Source organism: Acinetobacter sp. H1(2024), assembly GCF_046557555.1.
GTDB classification, from domain to species: domain Bacteria; phylum Pseudomonadota; class Gammaproteobacteria; order Pseudomonadales; family Moraxellaceae; genus Acinetobacter; species Acinetobacter seifertii.
Genome location: NZ_JBKGFO010000006.1, coordinates 124032 through 150079, shown reverse-complemented (window position 1 = coordinate 150079; position 26048 = coordinate 124032). Strand labels below are relative to the sequence as shown.

Genomic DNA, 26048 nt, shown 5'->3' with positions numbered 1-26048 from the left:
TTAAATCTGGTTCAGCTCTCGCAAACTTTGTAGTGGCGGTAAATTACAAAGATAACCAAGTCTATATCGACCAATGAGAGCACAAAGCAACATCATAGCAAGTGGTAAAATCAACCATATTTCAATATGCCACTGTATAGCCATATTCATTTTATAACTTGCTATCGCACTAATTACTTCGGCAAAACAGCAGGCAACAATGCCTGCTAATAGCCCTAAAAATCCAATTTCTAAACTCAGCATTTGCTTCATTTTATTTTTAGACAAACCAAATGAACGTAATAAAGCAACCTCTCGACGGCGCTCATCCATTAACAGGTTTAGACAAGCAATTAAAACGAGTATTCCAGAAAAGCCAACTAAAGCCGCAAGTACAGTCACGATTTTGACTAATACATTCATTAAACGCTTTACTTCATCCAAAATACGGTCAACATCAATAAAAACTGTATTTGAAAATTGCTGAATAATATTAATCATTTTAGGCTGATCTTGTTTAGGCACATAAAAGCTACCCAAGTAGCTACCCGCATTTTCATCTAAAGTTTTGGGCGAAAAAATAAAGAAGAAATTTGGACTAAAACTTTCCCATTCAACACTTCTAAAATTCACAACTTTTGCCTGCAAAGTACCGTCTGGCATGCTAAAAGTCAGCTTATCCCCAATCTGAATACCTAAACTTTCAGCAGTTTTTGCCTCGACTGAAACTTGTCCTATACCATTAAAAGTGGCTTGTCCTTTTGTAATGAGATTATCATTTGGCAAAATGTTTGACTGAGTTAAATTTAATTCACGGCGTAAAGAATTATTTTGCTTGATTGCATCTTCAGAAAAAGGAACATCATTCTTGGCAAGTAATCGCCCACGAATATTTGGATACAGAGGAGTACTTTGCCAACCATTTTGTTTTAATTGTTGCTCAAAAGCTTTTAAATCAAATGGTGGTAGGCCATAAACAAACTGGTTTGGTGTGCCTTCTGGTAACTGCTGTTGCCAACGCTCTAATAAATCTGTCCTGAGTACGCTTAGCACGGTAATAAGGCTTAAACCCAAAGCCAGTGCTGTAATTTGTAAGGCACTTTGCGATGATGAACGAATATAAAAAGATAAACGGGTTTTCATCTTCTTTAAGCTACGAAGCAAAACCCAAACAGCAGTGTACAACAAAACACACAGAACGATAATTGCAGCTAGCACCATAATACTGAGCATCAAGTTTTCACTTAAAACTAAGCTAAAAATAACAAGACTGTTAATACCCGCAAAGAACATAAAAAATAGTGATTTTCGAGATTTAGCCTGCTCTCGAATAACTCGAATTGGAGGTGTATTTAACAACTCCCAGATACTTGGCAAAATAAATCCAAGTAGCACAATTACACTCGTAAAAATAGCAATTGGTAAGGGGCCAATTAAGAAACCGACTACCGAGAAACTTAACTCTAGTTGTGGAATGAGCTGCAACATAAGCTCAAGTAACCCATAACCCATCATTATTCCGAGTAGGCTACCAATCAGAATTGAAATTGCGCTGACTAAGAAAAGCAACCCAATATAGGCCCATAAAATTTGAAATTTACTGGCCCCTAAACAACGTATTAAAGCAATATGATCTTGGTTTTGCTGAACGTAACGTTGACTCGTTAAAGCAATCGCAATACCACACAATAAAATCGTTAAAATATTGGCAAGTTGTAAGAAAGTATCAAGGTTTTCTAGTGGGCGTAATAATCTACCATTTGACTCACTGGCATCGCGTAAACGTAAACCTGCGTTTTCTTCCTGATCATTTACGGGTTTATGTTGCTGTTTAAATTGCTTGCTAAAGTTTTGTACCTGATCAGGTGGACCAGACATTAACAGTCGATAATCGATTCTACTGCCAGTTTGAATTGCATGCGTTTTAGCTATATCGGCTTGATGAATAATAACGGTAGGCGAAAAACCTGAAAAGCCGAGTTCCTGATTCGAATCACGTACAATGACACCACTAAAACGAAATTCGGCATCTGCAATAGAAACCGTATCGCCTAGTTTAACTTTAAGTAAATCGGCTGCTCTTTGACTTAACCACAGTTGGCCGGGTTGAATACTCTGTGCAATAGGTGCAATCTCAAGCTGTCCTCTTAACGGAAACGCCGGCTCTATTGCTTTGACATTGACCATGACAAACTGATTTTGAGTATGTGCCATAGAACTAAACATGGTCACATGAGTCTGCCTTAAACCAAGCTGCTCTGCTTTTTTCTGCCATTTAGTGTCTAAAGGTTCGTTATTCGACAGAACTAAATCTGCACCCAGCATTTGCGAGGCTTGCAGACTGACTGCATTCTTCACTTGGTCATTACTAAATTTCAGGGCTGTGGTCGCACTAATCGCAAGCGATAGAGCAATAATCAGCAGATATAATCCACCCGTACGAAAACTTTGTAGGAAGAGCGGCTTTAGAAGATTACGCATAATTTAACCACCCTGTACTGTCTTTAGTCGGCCGTCATCTAACTCAACATGACGTTGACAAAGCGCTGCCAAGTTACGGTCATGTGTGACCAAAATAAGCGTTGTACCGAGCTCTTTATTTAAATCAAAGAGCAAACTTTCAATTTCTTGTGCCGTCTGACCATCTAAGTTTCCGGTAGGTTCATCCGCAAAAATAATTTGTGGTTCTGCAATGAGAGCCCGAGCAATTGCCACACGTTGCTGCTCTCCTCCAGATAAGACTTTAGGGGTTTGCTCTGCCTGTCGGCTTAAGCCTACTCGATGCAACCAATCTAAGGCTTTTTGTTCAGCAACTTTATAATCAAAATCTTTACGCAACCGAAGTGGTAACATCACATTTTCAAGTGCACTTAACTGCGGTAAAAGTTGGAAAGACTGAAATACAAAACCGATATGCTGCATTCGAATTTGAGCGCGCTGCTCTTCTGTTAACTGATGAACCGCCTGTCCACATAGCCACACCTCACCTTCAGACGGCTGATCTAAAGTCGCTAAAATACCCAGTAAGGTTGATTTTCCCGAACCAGAACGTCCTGTAATTGCTACCTGCTCCCCTTCATAAATTTCTAAATCAATATTTTTTAAAATCGTAAACTGATTTTGGTTAATCTGAATAGTTTGTGTAACTTTATGGGCAGCAATAATAGGTTGTGGCATGATGTGGACAGTCCTATATGTTTAGTATTCGAGTTGAAACACAAATGTATAAATCTTATTTGTTTGGTTCTAAAAGCCTCTTACTCATTTCATTGAGCATGTTGCCCATGTTGGTCTCGGCAAAGACTATTTTAATTTTAGGAGATAGTATTAGTGCCGGTTATGGAATAGACCCTAAACAAGGTTGGGTACAATTACTACAAAAACGCTTAGACCAACAGTATCCCAAACAACATAAGGTGGTCAATGCAAGCATGAGTGGTGAAACTACAAGTGGCGCTTTAGCAAGATTACCTAAACTTTTACAAACTTATAAACCAGAGGTTGTTGTTATTGAGTTAGGCGGCAATGATGGTTTACGTGGGCAACCCCCACAAATGATTCAACAAAATCTATCTCAGCTTGTTCAATTAAGCCAAAAACAAAAAGCGCAGGTTATTCTTTTTGGTATGAAAATTCCGCCAAATTATGGAACTGCTTATAGCAAAGCATTCGAGAATAGCTATAAAACTGTAAGTCAAAAATATCAGGTGAAACTGCTACCGTTTTTCCTTGATGGCGTCGCTGGTCAAAAACAACTAATGCAAAATGACTTGATTCATCCAAATGCTCAAGCACAAACAAAATTACTTAATTTGGCTTATCCATACATAAAAGGTGCCCTATAGGCACCTTTTAGTTTTAAATTTTTTCAATCTGCTCAGAAGTCAAAAAAAGTAACTTCTCCAGTTTCTAACGAATATTCAGCACCAACAACAATCAACTCGCCTTTTGCTATTAGGCTCTCTAATACAGCAGAACCATGACGTAATTGATTTACAGAAGCAAAAACGTTTGAACGCACTGCATGACAAGAAAGTTTTTTCAAATCATTCTTTAAGTCAGTTTGCATTAAAATTTCAACTGATGGACGAACACGGTTCACAATTGACATTAAGTTAGATGACGGTGGATGATCAGGATTCATCAACGTATCAATTGTTGCTTGAATCGCGCCACAATGACTGTGTCCCAATACAATTACAACGGGACAGTCATAACGCTCTGCTGCAAACTCGACGCTACCAACTTGTGAAGGAGCAACCACATTACCAGCAACACGAATTACGAATAAGTCACCAAGACCTTGATCGAATACCATTTCTGCTGGTACACGAGAATCTGAACAACCTAATACAATCGCAAACGGATTTTGATCCTTTGCCATTTCAGCACGTTCATGGTGCGATAAGGTTTTTGCAAGGGAAGTATTTCCATTTACAAATCGTTGATTACCAGCTTTCAGACGATCTAAAACTTCTTGCGCAGTAGGCATTTTATATTTCCATTGTTTTTTCAAGGTTAGAAATTATTTTAATGTGTCAAAATTTGAATGTCACTGACAAAAAATAAATCCTTTGTTATGAAAAAATTTAAAAATGCCTAATCGATTTTAATCAGCTATTACTGCTCAATTCCCTACTGTTTAGTGAAAAAATAGACATACTTTAGTTCCTAGATTGACTATAATTTTCTTCATTCCAAACGTTTGGCAAATGACTCATTGGCAAAGTTTTTCAATAATTTTTCAAACTCGTTTAAGCTTCAAGGATGAAAACTATGACTAGGCTGTCTGCATCAATTAAAGCCTCCATGAAAAAAACTGCTACTGTATTGACTATAGCTTCTTGTAGCTTATTTTCAGTGATGAGTATTTCTCAAGCACAGGCAGCCGATAATATTGATATCAACTTTCAGACCGTATTACAGCAAGAACGTAGCTGGGCTGGACTGCAAAGCAAAAAATTAAAAGTTGGTGATATCACTTGGTCATATAGTGAAGGTGGTTCTAGCACGAAGCCAACTTTACTGCTCATTCATGGGTTAGGTGGTAGTCGAGATAACTGGAACCGAGTAGCACATTACTTAACTACAAATTATCATGTCATTATTCCTGATTTACCGGGGAGTGGCGAAACAATCGTTGCTCAAGATTTCGATTATTCTGTTCCCAACTTAGCTGAAAAATTACGTCGGTTTGTTGAAGCTGAAAATTTGAAGGGCCCAATCCATATTGCAGGACACTCACTGGGCGGTTCCATAGCCTTGCTGTATGCTGGACAATATCCATTTGAAACTAAGAGTCTATTCTTAGTTGATAGCGGCGGTATTTTCCGTTCTGCCAACACAATTTATCTCAAAGATCCTACCTATCTAAAACAACTTTTAGTCTCTAAAAAAGGTGACTTTAACTATTTGTTAAAACAAACCATGTTTAATCCTCCGTTTATTCCTAAAGAGTTCTTACAAGCTCAGGAAAAACTGATGATTAATCAGGCACCACAAACACAAAAACTAGTTGATCAACTGATTGCTCTTAATAAAGTCTATACTCCAGACTCATTTGCAGTGCTTACCAAAACCATTGATGCACCCACACTCATTTTATGGGGCAAACAAGATAAAATTATTAATGTAGAAGTGGCGAGTGAGCTCAAAAGTCTCTTAAAAAATGCACAACCTCCTGTCATTTTAGAAAACGTAGGCCATATGCCAATTTTGGAGGCTGAGCAGTTGGTTATTCAACAATATGTACCGTTTTTACTTAAAGTAGAAACAAATCAAGCGTCAAAAACGACTTCTCATTAAATAAAACTTCGGACTTGTGAGACCTTATGTCTACCCAACCAATCATTGAAAAACTTATTGAAGCTCATCTAGATTTTTTAGATGAGCAATTTGCTCAGACTCAAGTCATCCAACAAGAGTTTGAGCAGTTTTATCATTGGTTGGGTAGCCGGCAGTTACAACAATTGTGGACTTTTGAACAGATTCAACATCTTATTCAAAAGCAAATTTTAGATACACCCGCTTCTGATTTTCTAATTGAACAGATTGCAGAGCATATTCGCTTTGCACTCATTCATCCTGCAAATGACACAGCAACGGTTGAAGATGTTATTCCTGTCTTAACCATTGACCGAATTGCACAGTATGTTGCAAGTAAAGAACAGCATCGTAAAAAACTCATTAAAACGATCGTAAATAACCCTGCTTTTTCGGCCCTACTCACACAACTGATTCAGCAAACCATGCATGACTATCTAGATGAATCAATGTCAAAACGCGTACCAGGTGTAGGTCGTTTTATGAAAATGGGCAAATCGGTATTAGAAACCGTGACCGATTCTAATCTCGATGACACGATTAACCATTATTTGCAAAAGAATATTTTAAAACTCAGCCAAATGAGTGAACGTGTTTTAAACCAACATTTTGACAATGATAAGCTTTATCACTTTCAAGCTAATATTTGGCATAAAGTTAAAACGATGCCACTTTCTGTTTTAAAAAATTATATAGAAACTGAAGATTTAACCAAAACGGTTGGTTTAGGGCATGAAATTTGGGACCATATTCGTCAAACTGATTATCTAAAACAACAAGTCCATGATGGTATTTATACGTGGTACGCGCGTAACCAAGAACGTAATTTTGACTTGTTACTGCGAGACCTAAATATTGAAGAAAGCCTAGTACAACATGAACTTACTCAGTTACTTGTACCCGTATTACAGCACATCGTTACAACAGGACATTTAAGACGCCGTGCCCGTGTGTACTTAGAAAAGTTTTATTACTCTGAAAAAGCATTAGATATTTTAAATAACAAAGGCGCCTGAAGCGCCTTTGCCATAAGTCTTGTTTAGAAAGAATATTTTAAAGATGCATAATAAGCTCGACCTGGCTCGTTGTAAGTTTGGCTAATTGAGTTACTATCTCTTAAAATTTGTTTATCAAATAGATTACTTACACCAACGCGTGTACTTATATTATCTGAAAATTTATAACCGACGTTAATTCCAGCAATACTATAGCTTTTTACAGTACTTGGCTTAAGTGCAGAATTTGCTCCACCTGAGCCAATCCCCGATTCGAGTCTATTCTCGGCAAACTGGCGTGATTTTTGACGGCCATATTGAGTGAACACAAAATTCACATCTAACTGATCTGTAATGTCATAATCAAAAATTGAGTTAATCGTATAGTTTGGTACTAAAGATAATGGGTTCCCTGTCTGTTTATCTTTCGAGTCCATCATATAAGTAAAGTTGTTAGTCCAGCGGATATCACCGAAGTCTAATCCCAAGCTTCCCTCAAAACCTTGAATTAATGCTTTAGGCGTATTTTCCCAACGTAAGATATTCCACTTGGTATCGGTCACAGCGCCAGTATTTACATTGGTGCTTGAACCATCTACTGTTCCAACAACATTTGTACCAGCTACAATTTTATCTTTATAGTCATTGCGGAACCAAGTTAAGCTCGCATTCACGATATCCTTTTGGAACTGAATACCAAGCTCTTTGTTTACGGAAGTCTCGGGTTTTAGGTCACCATTACCCTGTAATAAACAACGTGAATCAATATTAGCTGGGCAACCATTACCATTTGTACTTAACAAATACCCTTCAGCATTTTGATACATATTCGGTGCTTTATAGGCTTTTGCTACCCCACCTTTTAAAGTGAAATAATCATTGAGTCTTTGAGTAACGTTTAAGCTTGGGCTCCAATTAGAACCTGATTTGCTGTGATCATCGAAACGTAAACCTAATACCACATCAGTGCTATCTGTAAATTTTAGGTTATCTTCGATATATGCAGAAGCAATACGTGATTCCATTTTACTGCGATTGCCTTTAGCTAATTGATCGCCATAACCCGAACCACTACTGTCTGTACCCTGATTTGTCGAAATATTATCTTTAAATCTGTCTTCAACCCATTCAGTACCTACTGTTAATACATGTGGTACATAATATTCAAAAGGAATATTGGCTTCACCATTTAATCGAAGCGTTTCTAAGCGTGAAGTGGCTTTGTCATCCAGATTATTAATTTTTCCTTCTGTGCTACCGCCCAAACCTTCAGGAAGGCGCTTATTGTGAGTTTTATCATATTGAGCAACGAGCTTACTTTTACCCCAAGACCAATCCCCTTCATGCGTTAATGCATAGCTATCACGGTACATAGTATTGGTTTCTTTACCGATGAGCTGCGAAAGAATCGCATCCGCTTGAGCATTTGCATTTAACTGAGAATCACCAGAATAAATATTGCCTTGTTTGCTAGAAGAAACATCGAGTAAGACAGTTTGCTGATCTGTTGCCTGCCAAGCTAAACGGCCTGAAATATCTTTATTTCTAACGCCTTCACGGCCAGCTGCTGTACTGCCTATTGATTTATTAATATCGACGTCGTCAGCTTCTGTTTTATTGTAATTACCATATAAACGATAAGACAAAACGTCTTTAATCAATGGCCCACTTACGTTAAAGCCAACACGATTTGATGCACCTTCTTTAGAGTCTTCAGGTTGTGAAGTATAAAACTCTACCGAACCATGGGTTTCATTCGTCACTTTTTTAGTAATGATGTTAACTACACCACCCGCAGCACCAGAGCCATAACGAGCTGCTGCTGGTCCACGTAAAACTTCGATCGACTCGATTGCTTCTGCTGGTACCCAGTTTGAGTCACCGCGTGTATCACGCTCTCCTTTCCAGCCATAACGGACTGAGTTACGAGAGTTAATTGGTTTACCGTCCACTAAAATAAGTGTGTTTTCAGGCCCCATTCCACGAATATCAATTTGTCTGTTATTACCACGCTGCCCTGTTGCGCTATTACCAGTTAAATTGACACCCGGCATACGACGTACATAGTCAGAAATATCATTACGAACAGGCAGCTTTTCTAAATCTTCTTTGGTAATCACCGACACACCGAGCGATTGCTTCACCTGCTCTTCAGCTGTTACAAAAATTGTTTCCAATTTCACAGGTTCAGCAGGCTTTTCTAATGCTTGTTCTTGCTCGCTTTGTGCAGCATAAGTCATAGACATCATACTTGCCAGTACTGAAACAGAAAGCACTGACTGGATAATACGCTTCGACATAAGTATTCCCAATATATTGATTTATTAAACATCTCTCATTTTCAGTTTCGCATTGTAACAAATACAAATAAAATTACAAATGATATTGATAATAATTATCATTATTTATATTGAATAATAAAAAAACCTCATATAGAGGCTTTTTTATTTCACTCTTCAAATAATTTTATTTGAAGTAAGCACCTTCAGCTTGTGTATGGTCTGTTTGGTCAACCACACGTTGAAGCTCAGGAATGTTTTCTTTTAAGGTTGTTTCTACACCTTGTTTTAAAGTCACATCAATTGCAGAACAACCTTGGCAACCACCACCAAATTTTAATACAGCAGTTAAACCATGTTCTGGGTCGTCTTGTACTTCTACCAAACTACAGTTACCGCCATGCCCTGCAAGACCTGGGTTAATTTCTGCTTGAAGAATATAAGTAATACGTTCTTCAATTGAAGCATCTGGTCCTACACGTGGCACTTTTGAATTTGGTGCACGGAAAGTTAACTGACCACCGAAACGGTCTTTGTTGTAATCAATTACAGCGTCTAAAAGATATGGAATAGACGGTGCATCAATGTATGCAGGAAAATCAGGATAGTCCTGTTTATAGTCCGTTGGTACCACTTCTTCTGGTGCGCTATATGCCATACAGCACTCTGCACGTGGTGTACCCGGATGTTCAACAAAAATTCGAACGCCAATTCCCGGAGTATTTTGCTTCGCCAATAATTCGTGCAAATACTCTTGTGCAGATGGTGTAATCAAAAGGTTCGGAATTTCTTCTGCAACAGCAGTGTTGGTGTTCTCAGTCGACATAACAATATTCCTCAAGCTGATGCCTTTATATTAACCGAAGATGAGGTGGATTTAAAAAAAATCAACTAAATTTGTCGGATTTATACACAACAGGGTTTCAAGTTGTATTTTTAATGGCATTATTGACCCCAGTATTGATCATTTTTTAAATATTTCTTATGTTGAATTTGCCCTTTAACCATACCATTACCCTTATTATTATTACGGTCGTCGTCTCTTTACTTGCTTTTAGCAATCAAAATGTTATGAATCGTCTGATCTTCTGGCCACCTGCAATGCAACGTGGACAATTTGATCGCTTCATTACACATGGCTTTATTCATGCAGATGGGACACATTTACTGTTCAACATGATTACCCTGTTTTTCTTTGGCAGTATTATTGAGAGTTTTTATCGCCAATATTTTTATGACATGGGCTTTGTGTTGTTCTATTTAGGCGGTTTAATTTTTGCGATTTTACCAAGCTATCTACAACATAAAAATGATGCAAACTGGGCAAGTCTTGGAGCTTCAGGAGCGGTATCTGCTGTTCTATTTGCTTATATTCTGTTTCAGCCATGGAAGCTAATTTTTGTATTTTTTATTCCTGTACCAGCGATTATTTTTGCGGTTTTATATGTCGCTTATAGCATTTGGGCAGGCAAACGTGGCAATACTCATATTAACCATAGTGCCCATTTATGGGGTGCGGCTTACGGCGTAATTGTAACAATCTTGATTGAACCAAGAGTGATTCCGCATTTCCTAGATCAACTTACTCGTTTGCCATTTTAAACTGAATATTTCTGAAAAGCCCTAAATGGGCTTTTCTTTTTTTCTCATTTATTTATGAGCATAAATGCTCAGACATTTTTCTGCTTTTCTTTGATCAATTCCTTGTTTTGATTGCAAAAACCATCTGATTAAACTCGTGCATAATTCTTTTAATAATTCAGATGATACAATGAAGTACAAAGCTCTTTTATCTAGTCTTTCAATTGCATTATTTAGCTTATCTTTAGCTGGCTGTAACGATAATAATTCACAAGAAACTGCAGCAACTACATCAAAGCAACCCAATATTCTGTTCATTATGGCTGACGACTTAGGCTATTCAGATTTAGGGGCTTTTGGTGGTGAAATTCACACCCCTAATATTGATAGTTTGGCTCAAGAAGGTCGCCTTTTAACGGATTATCATACTGCCCCGACCTGTTCTCCAACACGCTCTCAACTCATTTCTGGTACTGATCACCATTTAGCTGGTATTGGGGCAATGGCTGAACTGACACCAGAACATTTGAAAGGACAACCAGGCTACGAGGGATATTTAAATGAACGTTCTCTATCTATCGCTCAAGTACTTAAAGATAATGGTTACCGCACGTACATCAGCGGTAAATGGCATTTAGGGCTAACTCCGGAAACAAATGCACATGCAAAAGGTTTTGATCATTCATTTACCTTATTACAAGGTCTAGATCATCACTTTAAACAAGCTCCAAGTGCCTTTAAACGCAACTCGACTTATACAGAAGATGGTCAAATTATTCCTGTTTCAGCATTACCTGATGACTTCTTCTCAACCAACTATTTTACCGACAAATTACTGAGCTATTTAGAATCAGGTAAAAATAGCGGTAAACCATTCTTTGCTTATGCTGCCTATACTGCACCTCACTGGCCTATACAAGCTCCAGCAGAATACCGTGACAAATATCGTGGCGTTTATGATGTTGGCTACGATGCTATTCGTAAAGCACGTATAGCTCGCCAAAAACAGCTTGGAATTATTCCGACAAACTTTGAAGCAGCAGAACCAATTGCAACACAAAATGCACCACAGAAATATGGAAAATGGGATGAGTTAACGGCTGAACAGAAAGCACTTGAAGCACGTAAAATGGAAATCTACGCAGGTATGGTAGAAAATCTTGATGCCAACGTGGGCCGAATTATCCAATATCTAAAACAAAATAATCTTTATGAAAATACTTTAATTTTCTTTGTTTCTGACAATGGCGCAGAAGGTTTTATTCGTGGTGGATATGGTAGTGAATCTGGTTTTGATAACTCTGTAACAAACGTAGGTACGCCTACTTCATACCACTATATTGGACCACGTTGGGCCGAGGTCAGTGCGGCACCTTTCCACTTATGGAAAGATACGGCTGGCGAAGGTGCAACGACTGCACCTGCTATTGTGAAATTACCAAATCAGAAAAAAGCAGAAGCAACCAATCATAGCTTTGCATCTGTACTCGACGTTTTTCCAACCTTATTAGATTATGCCCATATTCAAGTCCCTCAGGGCCAATATAAAGGTCGAACCATTAATACACCGAGCGGTTATTCTTGGAAATCTGTACTTGAAAATAAATCACAAACCATCCGTCCAGCAAATTTCAGCTTTGCCGATGAACTCCATGGCAGTAAATATGCCAAACAAGGCGAATGGAAAATTGCGCTTCAAGGTCGCCCTGAATTAGGCACGAGTACTTGGGAGCTCTATAACATTGCCACTGATCGTGGTGAAAATCACAATGTTGCGCAGCTTTACCCAGCAAAAGTACAAGAGTTGCTCTCGGTTTATCAAAAATACACTGAACAAAATGGCGTACAGGAATATAACGCCAAATGAAATTGAAACTGGTTTTAAGCACTACAATCAGCCTGTTATTCATCACAGGCTGTAGTAAGTCTGAACATAGCTCTGACACAAAAACAGTTTTACCAAAGCAAGCCCCCCCATCGGCTGCTTTGGGTTCTATTGAACAGTGTAAAAGCTATACAGGCCTTCCTGCAGGTTGGCGTAAAAATACAACGGCTGGAATGGTGTTCATTCCAGATGGACATTTTAATTTTGGCTCTGAAAAAGCTTATCCAGATGAGCTTAACTTTGGGAAAAAACAGCGCGAAGTTAAAGGTTTCTGGATTGATCAAACTGAAGTTACTGTCGCTCAGTTCTCAAGTTTTGTAAAAGCCACGGGTTATATTACCGATGCTGAAACACAAAAGCAGGCTGCTGTTTTTTCACCAGACCCTCATCACCCACAGCAATGGTGGCAACTCAAATCTGGATATACCTGGAAAATGCCAAATGGCCAAAATGGCGCACTTCCCAACCCTCATGAACCTGTACGCTACGTGACAAAAAATGATGCTGAGCATTATGCAGTTTGGCTAGGACACGATTTACCCACAGAACTTGAATGGGAGTACGCCGCTAAAGCGAACTCACAGACCGACACGCCTTTACACCAAGCACCTACTGATGAACATCAGCATCCCCAAGCAAATTACTGGCAAGGTGCATTTCCTTTTGAAAATTTGAATCAAGATCATTTTACTGGTATTGCTCCTGTTGGCTGTTTTAAACCTAATGGCTTTAAACTATTCGATATGATTGGAAATGTTTGGGAATGGACATCCTCTCCCTACCAAGGCGCACATGATCAGCATATGGGTAATTATTCTGATTTAAGACAAAAAGAAATGAGCAGTACCCAATATGTCATTAAAGGAGGCTCATTTTTGTGTGCTGAAAATTATTGTTCACGTTATCGCAACAGTAGCCGTTACCCTCAAGATTTTGATTTAGCAGCTACCCACGTCGGTTTTCGAACAATTTTACGTACACCTTAACAAGTTAAAACTATTTTGTAGTATTGATATTTCTCAACCAAAAGTAGATCGAAAAACGATCTAATAATTTTTATAGTAAATAGTAAAAGGGAGAATGATAAAAAGTGAGAACAATATGAAAGTATTACTAGTTTGTGCAGCAGCAATTTTCACACTATCACTATCTGCTTGTGCAGTTTATACCCCAGCTGGCAGTGTTGTGGTCGATCCGGATTCGCCTTATCACAATCATCCAGGTGATTTTTGCCCACCAGGACAAGCTAAGAAAGGTCGTTGCTAAAGGTTTAGATAGACTGTAACGAATTGACCTTGCCCTTTAGCAAGATGACTTACAGCTCACGTGAAGGGTTTCACCCAAAATTAGATGGGGCGAAACTAGAAAATTATGGTGCAAAAAAATCACCATATCCCCAAGATTTTTAAAAGACAATCTTACGTTGTCTTCCATCTAGTTTCACCCCAATTCTTTCTTATTCCGTTTCACTAGTCTTATCGTTTAATAAAAAAGTCTAGTTTTTTAATCATCATCGTATCTTTTTTATTGATACATTTTGAACATTTTATCTTCAGTTTAGACCTGATGACTTTGCTCTATACAAAATAATCATTTATGTAACGTAAGTCCATAAAAATGTTCTAAAAATGTGAAAAAAAATGAGGTAAAAATGAGATCGAATTATCATAAAAATTCACTCAAACCACCTCTATCACAAAAAAAATTTAATTTTCATTTTGTCAGTTATTGCCACTCGTTTCTTTACGTTGGCATAGATAATGTATACACCTGTATATTAATGATACCGTACAAGTGAGATATTTTATGTCCAGTCAGAGTCAAGTAGAAGGTCTACAATTTCCAATACACGCTTCAACAAAAAAGCAAAGTACTTCTCGCACAGGCCAAGAGATTTTGTCAGAAGCTTTATCTATTGTAGATAATAAAACTGCTCAACAGATTTTGACTGAAAAAAACTGGCGGAAAAATTATCCAACATACTTTAAATCGCTTGTTCAGCATGGACTTTCTAATAGCAACAATCCAATCACCATTGCAAAACAAGGGTTACATAAGGCACATCATCTTTTTGATTTTTTTAGAGATGGCAAACATTACCTTTTAAAAGATGCTCTTCGCATTCCTGCGTCTGCACCTTTAAATACAGTAAAGTTCAAAGGCGAAAGTGAATCGGCACCGGAATGGTATGTTCCATATAAAGGTCAGAAACTCAGTGGACAAAGTCTCCTTGACCAAATTCAAAAATGGGAAAATGCAGGAATTATTGAACCAAGCCATGCAAACGCATTGCGTGAAGCTATCGCACATCCTGAATGGTTTGATTTATCAGATCGTACTATGGTGTTGTTTGGTGCAGCATCAGAAGCGGGTCCCTTACCTTGGCTGGCAAAATGGAAAGCTAATATTATTGCAATAGACTTACCAAATTCACGAGTGTGGGGCAAAATCTTAAATACGATTAAAAATGGAAATGCAACGCTTATTGCACCTACGATTGAATCAGTTGACTCGTCAGCAAAAGCATCCGAGTTAAGAGATAAATTAGGTGCCAATTTACTGACTCAACTTCCAGAAATTGCACAGTGGTTAGTTCAATTTCCACAAAAGTTAGATTTAGCTGCTATTGCGTATTTAGACGGTGAAAAACATGTCCGTGTTTCAATGGCAATGGATAGCATTATGCAATATGTGAGTGAACATAAATCAGATACCAGCTTAATGTTCATGTGTACTCCAACCGATGTTTACGCAGTGCCTCAAGAAGTTGCAGAAGCAGCTCAAGAGAAATTTAAATCGCGTTCACAACTACAGAAAATGGCTGCGAAAGGAGTTTCTGCTCTTTCACTTAAACGTTTTTTCCAAGCGCCTTATCAAGATTTAATTACCAGTGAGAATGGTAAAACTTATGGTATTGCAGACTGCTTAGTAGTTGAACAAGGACCAAACTATGCTTTGGCAAAACGCATTCAACAATGGCGTGCAACACTTGCTCGTCATCAAGGCCAACGTGTAAGTATTAATATTGCTCCATCTACCACAACTCACTCGGTGACCAAAAACCCATTACTTAAAGCAGCATTTAATGGTGCTGAACTTTTTGATGTTGAAGCATTCAGCCCAGAAACAACCAATGCGATTATGGCAGCGCTATGGATTCATGACTTAAGAAGTGAGTCCTCTGTAGCAAACCCTGAAACTGTACTTGATCATCCTCTAGAATTAATGATGGAAGGTGCCAATCACGGTGGTCTATGGCGTGTGGCTTATTTAGCCCGTACCGCTCTCCCTTTTGCTGCTATTTACGGTTTTGCAGCAGAGAAACTTCCCTTTAAAAAACTCTCTAAAAAATAATGAAATTAAAAGCCCAATTTTCGAATTGGGCTTTTTTTAACTTCAGTTATTTGTTTTGACTATGAGTTAAATACTTTTGCATTTCATCCGGTGGCACCATACCACCACCAGTTGCCCAAACCACATGTGTTGCCTGCTTTAAATTCTCTGCCGATAATTGATGCAAAGCTAAATAATCAGGAGTAGTTTGCACATAATATGACCCCATCATGCCAGCCGCTGCTGAAGGCTCAACTTGAATATTTTCCGTTTGATTTAAAAGTGCAATCAGCTCATATAAACGTTCATCATGAATCGTGTAGTAACCATCAATTAACTGTTCCATAGCTCGCCCTACGAATCCAGAAGCACGACCAACAGCTAAGCCATCTGCAGCAGTAATGTTATCTAAACCAATATCATTTACTGAAATCTCATCGTGCAGTCCTGTATGCACACCCAATAACATACAAGGTGAATGCGTGGGTTCTGCAAAGATACAATGTACATGCTCACCAAAAGCAAGTTTAAGCCCAAAACTCACGCCACCGGGGCCACCACCTACGCCACAAGGTAAATAAACAAATAATGGATGTTCAGCATCGACTTTAATCTGCTTTTGCTCACACTGCTGTTTTAAACGTAACCCCGCAACGGCATAACCTAAAAATAATGTTGTTGAATTTTCATCGTCAATAAAAAAGCAATTTGGATCTTGTTCTGCAGCTTTACGTCCCTGCTCTACAGCAACCCCATAATCACTGTCATACTCAACCACGTTAACGCCCAATGAACGCAATTTATCCTTTTTCCATTGCTTTGCATCGGCAGACATATGCACTGTCACTCTAAAGCCGAGCTTCGCACTCATAATACCAATAGATAAACCTAGATTACCTGTAGAGCCTACCGCAATTTGATATTTGGAAAAAAATGTCCGAAATGCATCTTGGTCGAGTTTACTGTAATCGTCTTCTAACTTAAGAAGCCCTGCCTCAATTGCTAGTTTTTCAGCATGAGCCAAAACTTCATAAATACCACCACGTGCTTTAATTGAACCTGAAATCGGTAAATGACTATCTTTTTTAAGCCAAAGGCTACCTGTAAGTTCCTTTTGCTCTTTTACAGATAGGGCGTGTTGCATATTTGCAATTTCAACTAACTCGGATTCAATTTTTCCGTGTTGCGTTTGAGTTTCAGGAAAGACTTTTGCCAAGTAAGGAGCAAAACGGTCTAGCCTAGCCTCGGCGTCTTTTACATCTTGCTCGCTAAGACCAACTTTCGCGAGTGCATCTTTTAAAGGATAACGATTCGGGTTAAACCAAAATGTTTCTTGGTAATCTTGTAATGTTTGAATGAGTGGGAATTGTTGTTTTAGCTGATCAAGTTGAACCGTTTTCATCCTATATCCTTTCATCAATTTTTTGAGCTAGTCACACAGCAATAAGTATTTGCAATAATCATTCATTCTTTACTGAATTTATCTGAAAAAAGCGATCTTTTTTTAAATATGCCAATAAAAAAGCCACTAATAATAGTGGCTTTTTAGATTTAAACAGACAACTTAAATGAACTTTAAGAACAACCAATATAAACCACCTGACAAACAGATAGTCGCAGGTAAAGTAAATATCCAAGCTGATAAGATTGTTTTAACAGTATTAAAGTTTAGACCTGATTTATTTGCAACCATGGTACCGGCAACAGCACTGTTTAAAACATGTGTAGTTGAAACTGGCATACCTAAACCATCTGCTGCTGCAATTGTACTCATTGCAATAAGCTCAGCAGACATTCCTTGACCATAAGTCATATGGTTCTTACCAATACGCTCACCTACAGTTACCACAATGCGTTTCCAACCGACCATAGTGCCAAGACCAAGCGCTAATGCAACTGCAACTTTAACCCAGTTTGGAATGTACTGTAAGAATGAATCCAAGCTACCACGATAATCTTTCACAAGCTTTTTCTGTGAATCATCCATTTTTGGTAAAGCATCTGCTTTGTCCAAACGTTTAAACGTGGTTGTGCTTAAATACATGTCATTACGAATTTCACTAATCGCAGCTTCAGGAATATCCTTTAAGTCGCGATAGCTAGAAACACGAGCACCTAAATGGTCAGTCATACTTGCCAATGCAGGTACAACTTCAGGTGTTTGTTGCTTGGTTTGAATATATTTAGTTAAAACTTCACGCGCTTTTTCATCAGTCAATTCTTGCTGATTATGGTTTAACAAAACAGCAGTTTGAGAAGAAAGCTGGTGGAATGATTGAACCTGTTGTGTATCGAGGTTTTTATTGATTGAATAAGCTAATGGTACTAAACCAACCAAAATGAGCATGATGAGTCCCATACCTTTTTGGCCGTCATTTGAACCGTGTGCAAAACTTACACCTGTACAGGTAAAGATTAAAATTGCACGAATGATTGCTGGTGGTGGCTTATTACCTTCAGGTGGCTGAAATAATTCTAATTGGCGTTTAAAAATAGTTTTAACCAACAAGAATAAGATTGCTGCAAAAGCAAAACCAATTAAAGGTGAAAATAATAATGCCTTACCTACTTTAATCACCTGATCCATATCTACACCACTAGTCGTTACGCCAGTCGATGCACTCAATAGATGGTTCATAATACCCACGCCCAAGATTGAACCAATCAAGGTGTGAGAGCTAGAAGCTGGGATTCCTAAGAACCAAGTACCAAGGTTCCAAAGAATTGCAGCGATTAACAATGCAAAAACCATTGCAAAGCCAGCACCGCTACCCATATTCATGATAAGTTCAACAGGAAGCAATGCAATGATGCCATAAGCAACAGCACCACTTGCGACCATTACCCCAAGGAAATTACAAAAACCAGCCCACATGACTGCAACTGGTGCAGGCAATGCATTTGTATAAATGACCGTTGCAACTGCATTGGCAGTATCGTGGAAACCATTTACAAATTCAAAGCCCAATGCAATGAAAAGTGCAGTAGATAAAAGAATAACCGAATAAAGGCTCAAAGGTGGAACATGCGCTAAATCAGCACTAACCTGAAACCCAATATAAATAAGTGTTGCAACAATAATCGTCAGAAACACCGGCATAAAAAATTTCGGTGTTGGGACGTGTACATTCGTCGATTTTGCTTGCAGGTTTGCCGCAAGTTTTGAATCCGAAACAGGGGGTAGATTAGAATTCATGCAGACGGTAAGAGGATAATAAAATCCTCTGTATTCTTAAATTAAATTATGACAATTATATGACAAAGAGCCGCCTGATGAAGTCAAATTTTTATATTTTGACCTCATTTGATGCACCTTTCCTCGCTATTTTTTATTTTTTCATTAAAATACAATAATTTAAATCATTATTTATGAGCTCCTTTTGTGCTTATTTTTACAGCAAAAAAATAAATAAAATGACCCACATGTTTATTTTTCATACAAAGCAACTGTAATATTTCGGCATATTGGGCATGAAATATTTCAATATCATGATCATTTAATGAATATTTCATGAAAATTCTTTCGTTTTTGTCATAAAACCGACTCTTTTTACTAATTTTTTACTCATCGACTCGTGACCTTCGTAGGTCATCATTTGTGCTGCTATTCTGTTACAATAGCGCCGCATTTTTAAATTCATATAAAAGATCGGGGTTTTCTATGTCTACGCTTGCCACCCTAAAAGCGCTTCTTGCTAAACGCATTCTGATTATTGATGGTGCCATGGGAACGATGATCCAGCGCCATAAGTTAGAAGAAGCCGACTACCGTGGTGAGCGTTTTGCCGATTGGGCACATGACTTAAAAGGCAACAACGACCTTTTAGTTTTGACACAACCTCAAATTATTCAAGGCATTCATGAAGCTTATCTTGATGCTGGTGCAGATATTATTGAAACCAATAGCTTTAACGGTACGCGTGTTTCAATGTCTGACTACCACATGGAAGATCTTGTTCCAGAGATTAACCGTGAAGCAGCACGTTTAGCCAAAGCAGCTTGTGAAAAGTATTCAACTCCAGACAAGCCGCGTTTTGTAGCAGGTGTACTTGGGCCAACTTCGCGTACTTGTTCAATTTCACCAAATGTAAATGACCCTGCTTTTCGTAACATTACCTTTGATGAGCTGAAAGAAAACTATATTGAAGCGACTCATGCGCTGATTGAAGGCGGTGCAGATATCATTCTGATTGAAACCGTATTTGATACCTTAAACTGTAAAGCGGCAATTTTTGCGGTAAAAGAAGTCTTTAAACAAATTGGTCATGAATTACCAATCATGATTTCAGGCACCATTACCGATGCATCGGGTCGTACCTTAACAGGTCAAACTGCCGAAGCGTTCTGGAACTCTGTACGTCATGGTGACTTACTATCGATTGGTTTTAACTGTGCGCTTGGTGCAGATGCAATGCGTCCTCATGTAAAAACTATTTCCGATGTCGCAGATACGTTTGTTTCAGCACACCCAAATGCAGGCTTACCAAACGCTTTTGGTGAATATGATGAAACACCAGAACAAACTGCTGCATTCTTAAAAGAATTTGCAGAAAGCGGCTTAATTAATATTACTGGTGGTTGCTGTGGTACCACACCTGATCATATTCGCGCTATTGCTAATGCAGTAAAAGACATTGCACCTCGCCAAGTTCCTGAAACAGTCCCTGCTTGCCGTTTAAGTGGTTTAGAGCCATTTAATATTTATGATGACTCACTTTTCGTGAACGTGGGTGAACGTACTAACGTTACAGGTTCGAAAAAATTCTTACGTCTCATTCGTGAAGAAAACTTTGCCGAAGCTTTAGAAGTTGCACAGCAGCAAGTTGAAGCTGGCGCACAAATTATTGACATTAACATGGATGAAGGGATGCTCGATTCGCAAAATGCGATGGTGCATTTCTTAAACCTTGTAGCTTCTGAACCAGATATTTCACGTGTGCCGATCATGATTGACTCATCAAAATGGGAAATCATTGAAGCTGGCTTAAAATGCGTACAAGGTAAACCAGTTGTTAACTCGATTTCTTTGAAAGAAGGTTATGATGAGTTTGTCGAAAAAGCTCGCCTGTGCCGTCAATATGGTGCTGCCATTATTGTGATGGCCTTTGATGAAACAGGTCAGGCCGACACTGCTGAACGTAAACGTGAAATCTGTAAACGTTCTTATGATGTTTTGGTTAACGATGTAGGCTTCCCTGCTGAAGATATTATTTTTGACCCGAACGTATTTGCTGTGGCAACAGGGATCGAAGAACACAATAACTATGGCGTCGATTTTATTGAAGCCACAGGTTGGATTAAACAAAACTTACCACACTCCATGATTTCTGGTGGCGTGTCGAACGTTTCATTCTCGTTCCGCGGTAACGAGCCTGTTCGTGAAGCCATTCACTCTGTGTTCTTGTACCATGCCATCAAGCAAGGCATGACCATGGGTATTGTGAATGCCGGTCAAATGGCCATTTATGATGATATTCCAGCCGAGCTAAAAGAAGCTGTTGAAGATGTCATCTTAAACCAAAACCAAGGTGAATCTGGTCAAGCTGCGACTGAGAAACTACTTGAAGTCGCTGAAAAATACCGCGGACAAGGCGGTGCTGCCAAAGAAGCCGAGAACCTTGAATGGCGTAATGAGTCAGTCGAAAAACGTCTTGAATATGCGTTGGTTAAAGGTATTACCACTTATATTGATCAAGATACAGAAGAAGCTCGCCTCAAAGCAAAACGTCCTTTAGATGTAATCGAAGGCGCTTTGATGGATGGTATGAACGTGGTTGGTGACTTGTTCGGTTCAGGCAAAATGTTCTTACCTCAGGTTGTGAAATCTGCACGTGTTATGAAGCAAGCTGTGGCTTGGCTCAACCCGTACATTGAAGCTGAAAAAACAGGCAGCCAATCTAAAGGTAAAGTCCTCATGGCAACGGTTAAGGGCGACGTACACGATATTGGTAAGAATATTGTTGGCGTAGTACTTGGCTGTAATGGTTACGACATTGTTGACCTTGGCGTGATGGTACCTTGCGAGAAAATCTTGCAAACTGCAATTGATGAAAAATGTGACATCATTGGTTTGTCTGGTCTGATTACTCCATCTTTAGATGAGATGGTATTTGTTGCGAAAGAAATGCAGCGTAAGGGTTTTAACATTCCGTTATTGATTGGTGGCGCGACTACTTCTAAAGCACACACAGCAGTAAAAATTGACCCTCAGTATCAAAACGATGCAGTGATTTATGTTGCCGATGCTTCACGTGCTGTAGGTGTTGCAACCACTCTCCTTTCAAAAGAAATGCGTGGAAACTTTATTGCAGAGCATCGTGCTGAATATGCCAAAATTCGTGAACGTTTAGCCAACAAACAACCAAAAGCGGCCAAACTGACTTATAAAGAGTCGGTTGAAAATGGTTTTAAAATTGATGAGAGCTATGTACCACCAAAACCAAATCTTTTGGGAACACAAGTCCTCACCAACTACCCGCTTGCAACCCTTGTAGAATATTTTGACTGGACACCATTCTTCATTTCTTGGAGCTTGGCAGGTAAATTCCCGAAAATTTTAGAAGATGAAGTGGTGGGTGAAGCGGCAACTGACCTTTACAACCAAGCACAAGCAATGTTGAAAGATATTATCGACAACAACCGTTTTGATGCTCGTGCTGTATTTGGTATGTTCCCAGCACAGCGCACTGACGCAGACACCGTCAGCGTATTTGATGAAGCTGGTCAAAATGTTACACATACTTTTGAGCACTTACGTCAGCAATCTGACAAAGTGACAGGTAAACCAAACTTATCTTTGGCAGATTACATTCGTAATGACCGTGAGCAGCAGGACTACTTAGGCGGATTCACTGTATCGATTTTTGGTGCAGAAGAATTGGCAAATGAATACAAAGCCAAAGGTGATGACTACTCTGCAATTTTAGTGCAGTCATTGGCAGACCGTTTTGCTGAAGCTTTTGCAGAACACTTACATGAACGCATTCGTAAAGAGTTCTGGGGCTATAAAGCTGATGAACAGCTCAGCAATGAAGAACTGATTAAAGAGAAATACGTCGGTATTCGCCCTGCACCGGGCTACCCTGCTTGCCCTGAGCACTCTGAAAAGGCAGTGTTATTTGATTGGTTAGGCTCTACCGACAAAATCGGTACTAAACTAACTGAACACTTTGCAATGATGCCACCATCTTCGGTAAGTGGTTTCTATTATTCTCATCCACAAAGTGAATACTTCAACGTAGGTAAAATCTCTCAAGACCAACTTGAAGATTATGCAAAACGTAAAGGTTGGACACTAGATGAAGCGAAGCGTTGGTTAGCACCAAATTTAGATGATTCGATTGTTTAATTGAAATATAAAGGTAGTACATATAATATATACTACCTTTTATTTTAAATAAGCTTATGAATTTAAAAGACCAAAAAGAGAAAATACTTAAAGAGTATTCTTATTCTTCCGTGTATAAAAAGTATTTTGAAATTAATACTAATTTAAAAATTTTTCCGTCTAAACGAGTCACATTACTTTTTTGTACTTTTTTTCTCTTTTTTATATTATCTTATTTTATAAGTATTCCTAAATTAAAAGATGAGTCACTTTATATTTTTGCAGCACAAGTTACTATTGTTGCTCTAATTTTCCCCATAATTTTAACTCTTGTTGGCATCCTTTATAGTAAAAAGAATGATTTTGATTCTGTTTTTAGAATATATACTGCCACTACTAATTCTAAAAAATTATATCAAAGCTCATTTATTATCATTGTATTTTATGTAATAAGTTTTTTTTATGTTTATGACTCAACTTTAACTGAAAAAATAAGAGTTGCCCTCAATGCAACATTAGCTATATTTTTCATAGATATTATTCTTATTTCTCTATTCTTTCTCGAAAAAACCATTTCATTTACTACTACAAAAGGATTTAATAAAACTTTAATTCAGTCTTATATTAACTCAAAAGAAAATGATGAATCGATTAATATTTTAAGTATAATAACCAACAAAATAAATGAAGATATACATAACTCTGACCTAAATTCATTTGAAAAAAATTTAAATTTCTTAAAAAAATTTTTAGATATAATTATTATTAATTCAACAGAAATCAAAGATGGTGAAATATCTTCCAATTTAAACAAGATTTATCAAAGTAATTCATTTGGAACAAAATTTTCAAAAATTATTTTTCTAATTCAAAAAAATATAGAAACAGCAATAAATCATCCAGATCCCGAGTTTTATGGAAATCTTAAAGATTTTTATTTTCATACTGTTTGTAGAAATTATAAAATACTGGAAGATGAATCAGTTTTAGAACTTTTAAAAGCTCATTATAGACATACTTTTTTTATAACAACTGAATTAACAGAAAAAAAACCTAAAATTATCAATGATTTTATATCTTCTTGGTATAAGTGGATAAATTTACATCTTAAATTAGATAATACATTAAAGTTATCTATATTTATCGAACATCTTCAGCTAACTACTTTAACTATTGATATTTTTAGCAAAAGTAAAAATATAAAAGGACTAGACTTTATTTGTGACTGCTTAAGTCGATGGGAAGACGAAGCTAATAATATGCCTAATTATATAGAAAATGAAAACAATTTAAAAACAATATTTGACTATAAAAACTTACAGACTATAGCCAATCTTGTTTTAGAAACAAAAATAATATCATTTTATCTTATTAGTAAAAATCTTGATGATATAAAAATCACCTCTAGATATTACAATATTTTAATTAATGGCAAGATATTAATAAAAACAAAAGATATGAGATCTAATTTTTACTCTTTTCAGAAAATAGATAATATTTTATTTAGCTATTTTAGATTACTAACAAACTACAGATACAAACATTACTTCAATGATATTCTTGAGGATTTAAATCGTAATATTGAGATTTCTGGCTTAATATATGGTGGGCTGATTCCGGATTTAGAAATGAGAATTACTAATTACTTCATCAAGCTATTATTATTAAATCCCGGAGAAAAAACTTCTATTTCTATTTATACATGGAATCAATCGCTTCAAGAGACATCTATAGCAAATAACGATAAAATAATTAATTTATTAATAAATTTAAAAAAATTAATCATTTTTTTTAATGACTATAATAGCTTAGGTTGGGATTATAAAAAACTTGAAATTTCAAAAAACAGATTAACTTCCTATATAAGTAATTTAATCACTCACACCGAAAAATATCTAAAATTTAAATTTGAATCTATAGAGTTAGATCAAAATAAAATTGAAGATTTAATTTCACAAAACACCTTACACATTAAAGACTTAAAAGACACATTACAAGAAACTTTCTTTCATTCTTTTTTTAAAAAAGTAAATTATAAGCAAAATATAGCTTCATCCTCGTATTATGAAACATATGATTCAAAATATTTAACAACGGAATATAGTATACATTTAGATAGCATATTTAAAACTAACTATTACGCACACATCATAGAAGAATTATTTTTTAAAGAAATACAAAAAATAAAAAGAACAGAATACCTTTTTACGAAAAATGTATTTCAAACTTTACAAAATATTTATTTAAAAAGTTGTATATTTTCTTTACCAATTGTAATTTACAACAATGATGAAATCTTAAACTTTTTCTTACACAACTGTAATAAAAATTTATTCCCTACCTATAATATAAAAAAATTAAAAAATAATATAGATTATAAAGTCGGAAAGACAATTTTTAAGTATGAAGGTAAACTTCCTAAAAATTCCTTTTATATACTTCCAAACAATATTTTTAAAAACATTTTTTTATCTAAAATAAGCTCTGATTTCTTATCAAAGGTAAAAATCAGCATCGACACCAACAACCACCAAAAAGCTCTAGTAAAAGTAGAGTTTCCTTGCGAAGTACATCTGACAGAAAACAGTTTAGTACTTGAGGTAATTACAAGGGAATATACTAAATAAATTAATATAGAAATTATATTTAAATTTCAAAATCTAATTTATTACACATATATTTATATCCCAATTTTAAAAATTTAAAATTGGGATATATTTATTTTACCCTTTTGAATTCCTTCTTAGTTATGATTAAGTTATACCATCTAAAGTCAGTTAAAAGGTTAATGTATAAAATAATATTTATACTTAAAACTATTTTTAACTTTCTCATAATAAATCCCC

At 37.0% G+C, this 26048-nt stretch carries 17 protein-coding genes; 10 read left to right on the top strand and 7 right to left on the bottom strand.

Features of this window, described 5'->3' with window-relative positions; genetic code table 11:
- Positions 1 to 2460 carry an ABC transporter permease gene (locus ACLCEG_RS15730; RefSeq protein WP_410568253.1) on the bottom strand — a complete coding sequence of 820 codons (2460 nt, stop codon included), beginning with the start codon at positions 2458 to 2460 and terminating at the stop codon, positions 1 to 3.
- Between the two features lie 3 nt (positions 2461 to 2463).
- Positions 2464 to 3156, bottom strand: coding sequence for an ABC transporter ATP-binding protein (locus ACLCEG_RS15725; protein WP_410568251.1), 693 nt, complete (start codon positions 3154 to 3156; stop codon positions 2464 to 2466).
- A gap of 44 nt (positions 3157 to 3200) precedes the next feature.
- On the opposite strand from ACLCEG_RS15725, the gene ACLCEG_RS15720 reads away from it, so the two are divergent.
- Entirely contained in the window at positions 3201 to 3824 is a 624-nt protein-coding gene (locus tag ACLCEG_RS15720) for an arylesterase (protein WP_410568288.1), read from the top strand.
- A 32-nt stretch (positions 3825 to 3856) separates the two neighbouring features.
- Here the strand turns inward: ACLCEG_RS15720 and ACLCEG_RS15715 are convergent, their stop codons facing one another.
- Positions 3857 to 4471 carry a carbonic anhydrase gene (locus ACLCEG_RS15715; protein WP_019456843.1) on the bottom strand — a complete coding sequence of 205 codons (615 nt, stop codon included), beginning with the start codon at positions 4469 to 4471 and terminating at the stop codon, positions 3857 to 3859.
- Positions 4472 to 4755: 284 nt separating this feature from the next.
- On the opposite strand from ACLCEG_RS15715, the gene ACLCEG_RS15710 reads away from it, so the two are divergent.
- Together ACLCEG_RS15710 and ACLCEG_RS15705 are read left to right on the top strand one after the other, a co-directional pair.
- Entirely contained in the window at positions 4756 to 5784 is a 1029-nt protein-coding gene (locus ACLCEG_RS15710) for an alpha/beta fold hydrolase (protein WP_039253355.1), read from the top strand.
- A gap of 26 nt (positions 5785 to 5810) precedes the next feature.
- Positions 5811 to 6818, top strand: a complete 1008-nt coding sequence (locus ACLCEG_RS15705) for a hypothetical protein (protein ID WP_410568249.1) — start codon at positions 5811 to 5813, stop codon at positions 6816 to 6818.
- A 23-nt stretch (positions 6819 to 6841) separates the two neighbouring features.
- Here the strand turns inward: ACLCEG_RS15705 and ACLCEG_RS15700 are convergent, their stop codons facing one another.
- Together ACLCEG_RS15700 and nfuA are read right to left on the bottom strand one after the other, a co-directional pair.
- Positions 6842 to 9097 (bottom strand): TonB-dependent siderophore receptor, encoded by a 2256-nt coding sequence (locus tag ACLCEG_RS15700; protein ID WP_410568247.1) that lies wholly within the window; start codon positions 9095 to 9097, stop codon positions 6842 to 6844.
- Between the two features lie 166 nt (positions 9098 to 9263).
- Positions 9264 to 9902 (bottom strand): Fe-S biogenesis protein NfuA, encoded by a 639-nt coding sequence (nfuA, locus tag ACLCEG_RS15695; RefSeq protein ID WP_004703125.1) that lies wholly within the window; start codon positions 9900 to 9902, stop codon positions 9264 to 9266.
- A 158-nt stretch (positions 9903 to 10060) separates the two neighbouring features.
- Between nfuA and ACLCEG_RS15690 the strand changes: the two genes are divergently transcribed.
- From ACLCEG_RS15690 to ACLCEG_RS15670, 5 genes are all read left to right on the top strand, one after another.
- On the top strand, positions 10061 to 10678 hold the full coding sequence (locus ACLCEG_RS15690; protein ID WP_019456839.1) for a rhomboid family intramembrane serine protease: 618 nt from the start codon (positions 10061 to 10063) through the stop codon (positions 10676 to 10678).
- A 169-nt stretch (positions 10679 to 10847) separates the two neighbouring features.
- Positions 10848 to 12524 carry an arylsulfatase gene (locus ACLCEG_RS15685; protein ID WP_410568245.1) on the top strand — a complete coding sequence of 559 codons (1677 nt, stop codon included), beginning with the start codon at positions 10848 to 10850 and terminating at the stop codon, positions 12522 to 12524.
- Complete coding sequence (locus ACLCEG_RS15680; RefSeq protein ID WP_410568243.1) at positions 12521 to 13528, top strand: SUMF1/EgtB/PvdO family nonheme iron enzyme; 1008 nt, start codon at positions 12521 to 12523, stop codon at positions 13526 to 13528. The genes ACLCEG_RS15685 and ACLCEG_RS15680 overlap by 4 nt, the downstream gene beginning before the upstream one ends.
- A 115-nt stretch (positions 13529 to 13643) precedes the next feature.
- Entirely contained in the window at positions 13644 to 13808 is a 165-nt protein-coding gene (locus ACLCEG_RS15675; protein ID WP_004703129.1) for a hypothetical protein, read from the top strand.
- Between the two features lie 540 nt (positions 13809 to 14348).
- Positions 14349 to 15896 carry a hypothetical protein gene (locus ACLCEG_RS15670; RefSeq protein WP_212511791.1) on the top strand — a complete coding sequence of 516 codons (1548 nt, stop codon included), beginning with the start codon at positions 14349 to 14351 and terminating at the stop codon, positions 15894 to 15896.
- 46 nt (positions 15897 to 15942) lie between these two features.
- Here ACLCEG_RS15670 and ACLCEG_RS15665 read toward each other — a convergent pair whose 3' ends face one another.
- A complete protein-coding gene (locus tag ACLCEG_RS15665) occupies positions 15943 to 17277 on the bottom strand; it encodes a D-serine ammonia-lyase (protein WP_410568240.1) in 1335 nt (444 codons plus the stop codon).
- A gap of 162 nt (positions 17278 to 17439) precedes the next feature.
- A complete protein-coding gene (locus ACLCEG_RS15660; RefSeq protein ID WP_004703132.1) occupies positions 17440 to 19071 on the bottom strand; it encodes an inorganic phosphate transporter in 1632 nt (543 codons plus the stop codon).
- Between the two features lie 465 nt (positions 19072 to 19536).
- Here ACLCEG_RS15660 and metH point away from each other — a divergent pair, with 465 nt between their 5' ends.
- On the top strand, positions 19537 to 23223 hold the full coding sequence (gene metH / locus ACLCEG_RS15655) for a methionine synthase (protein WP_410568238.1): 3687 nt from the start codon (positions 19537 to 19539) through the stop codon (positions 23221 to 23223).
- A gap of 56 nt (positions 23224 to 23279) precedes the next feature.
- On the top strand, positions 23280 to 25829 hold the full coding sequence (locus tag ACLCEG_RS15650; RefSeq protein ID WP_410568236.1) for a hypothetical protein: 2550 nt from the start codon (positions 23280 to 23282) through the stop codon (positions 25827 to 25829).
- Positions 25830 to 26048: the final 219 nt, after the last annotated feature.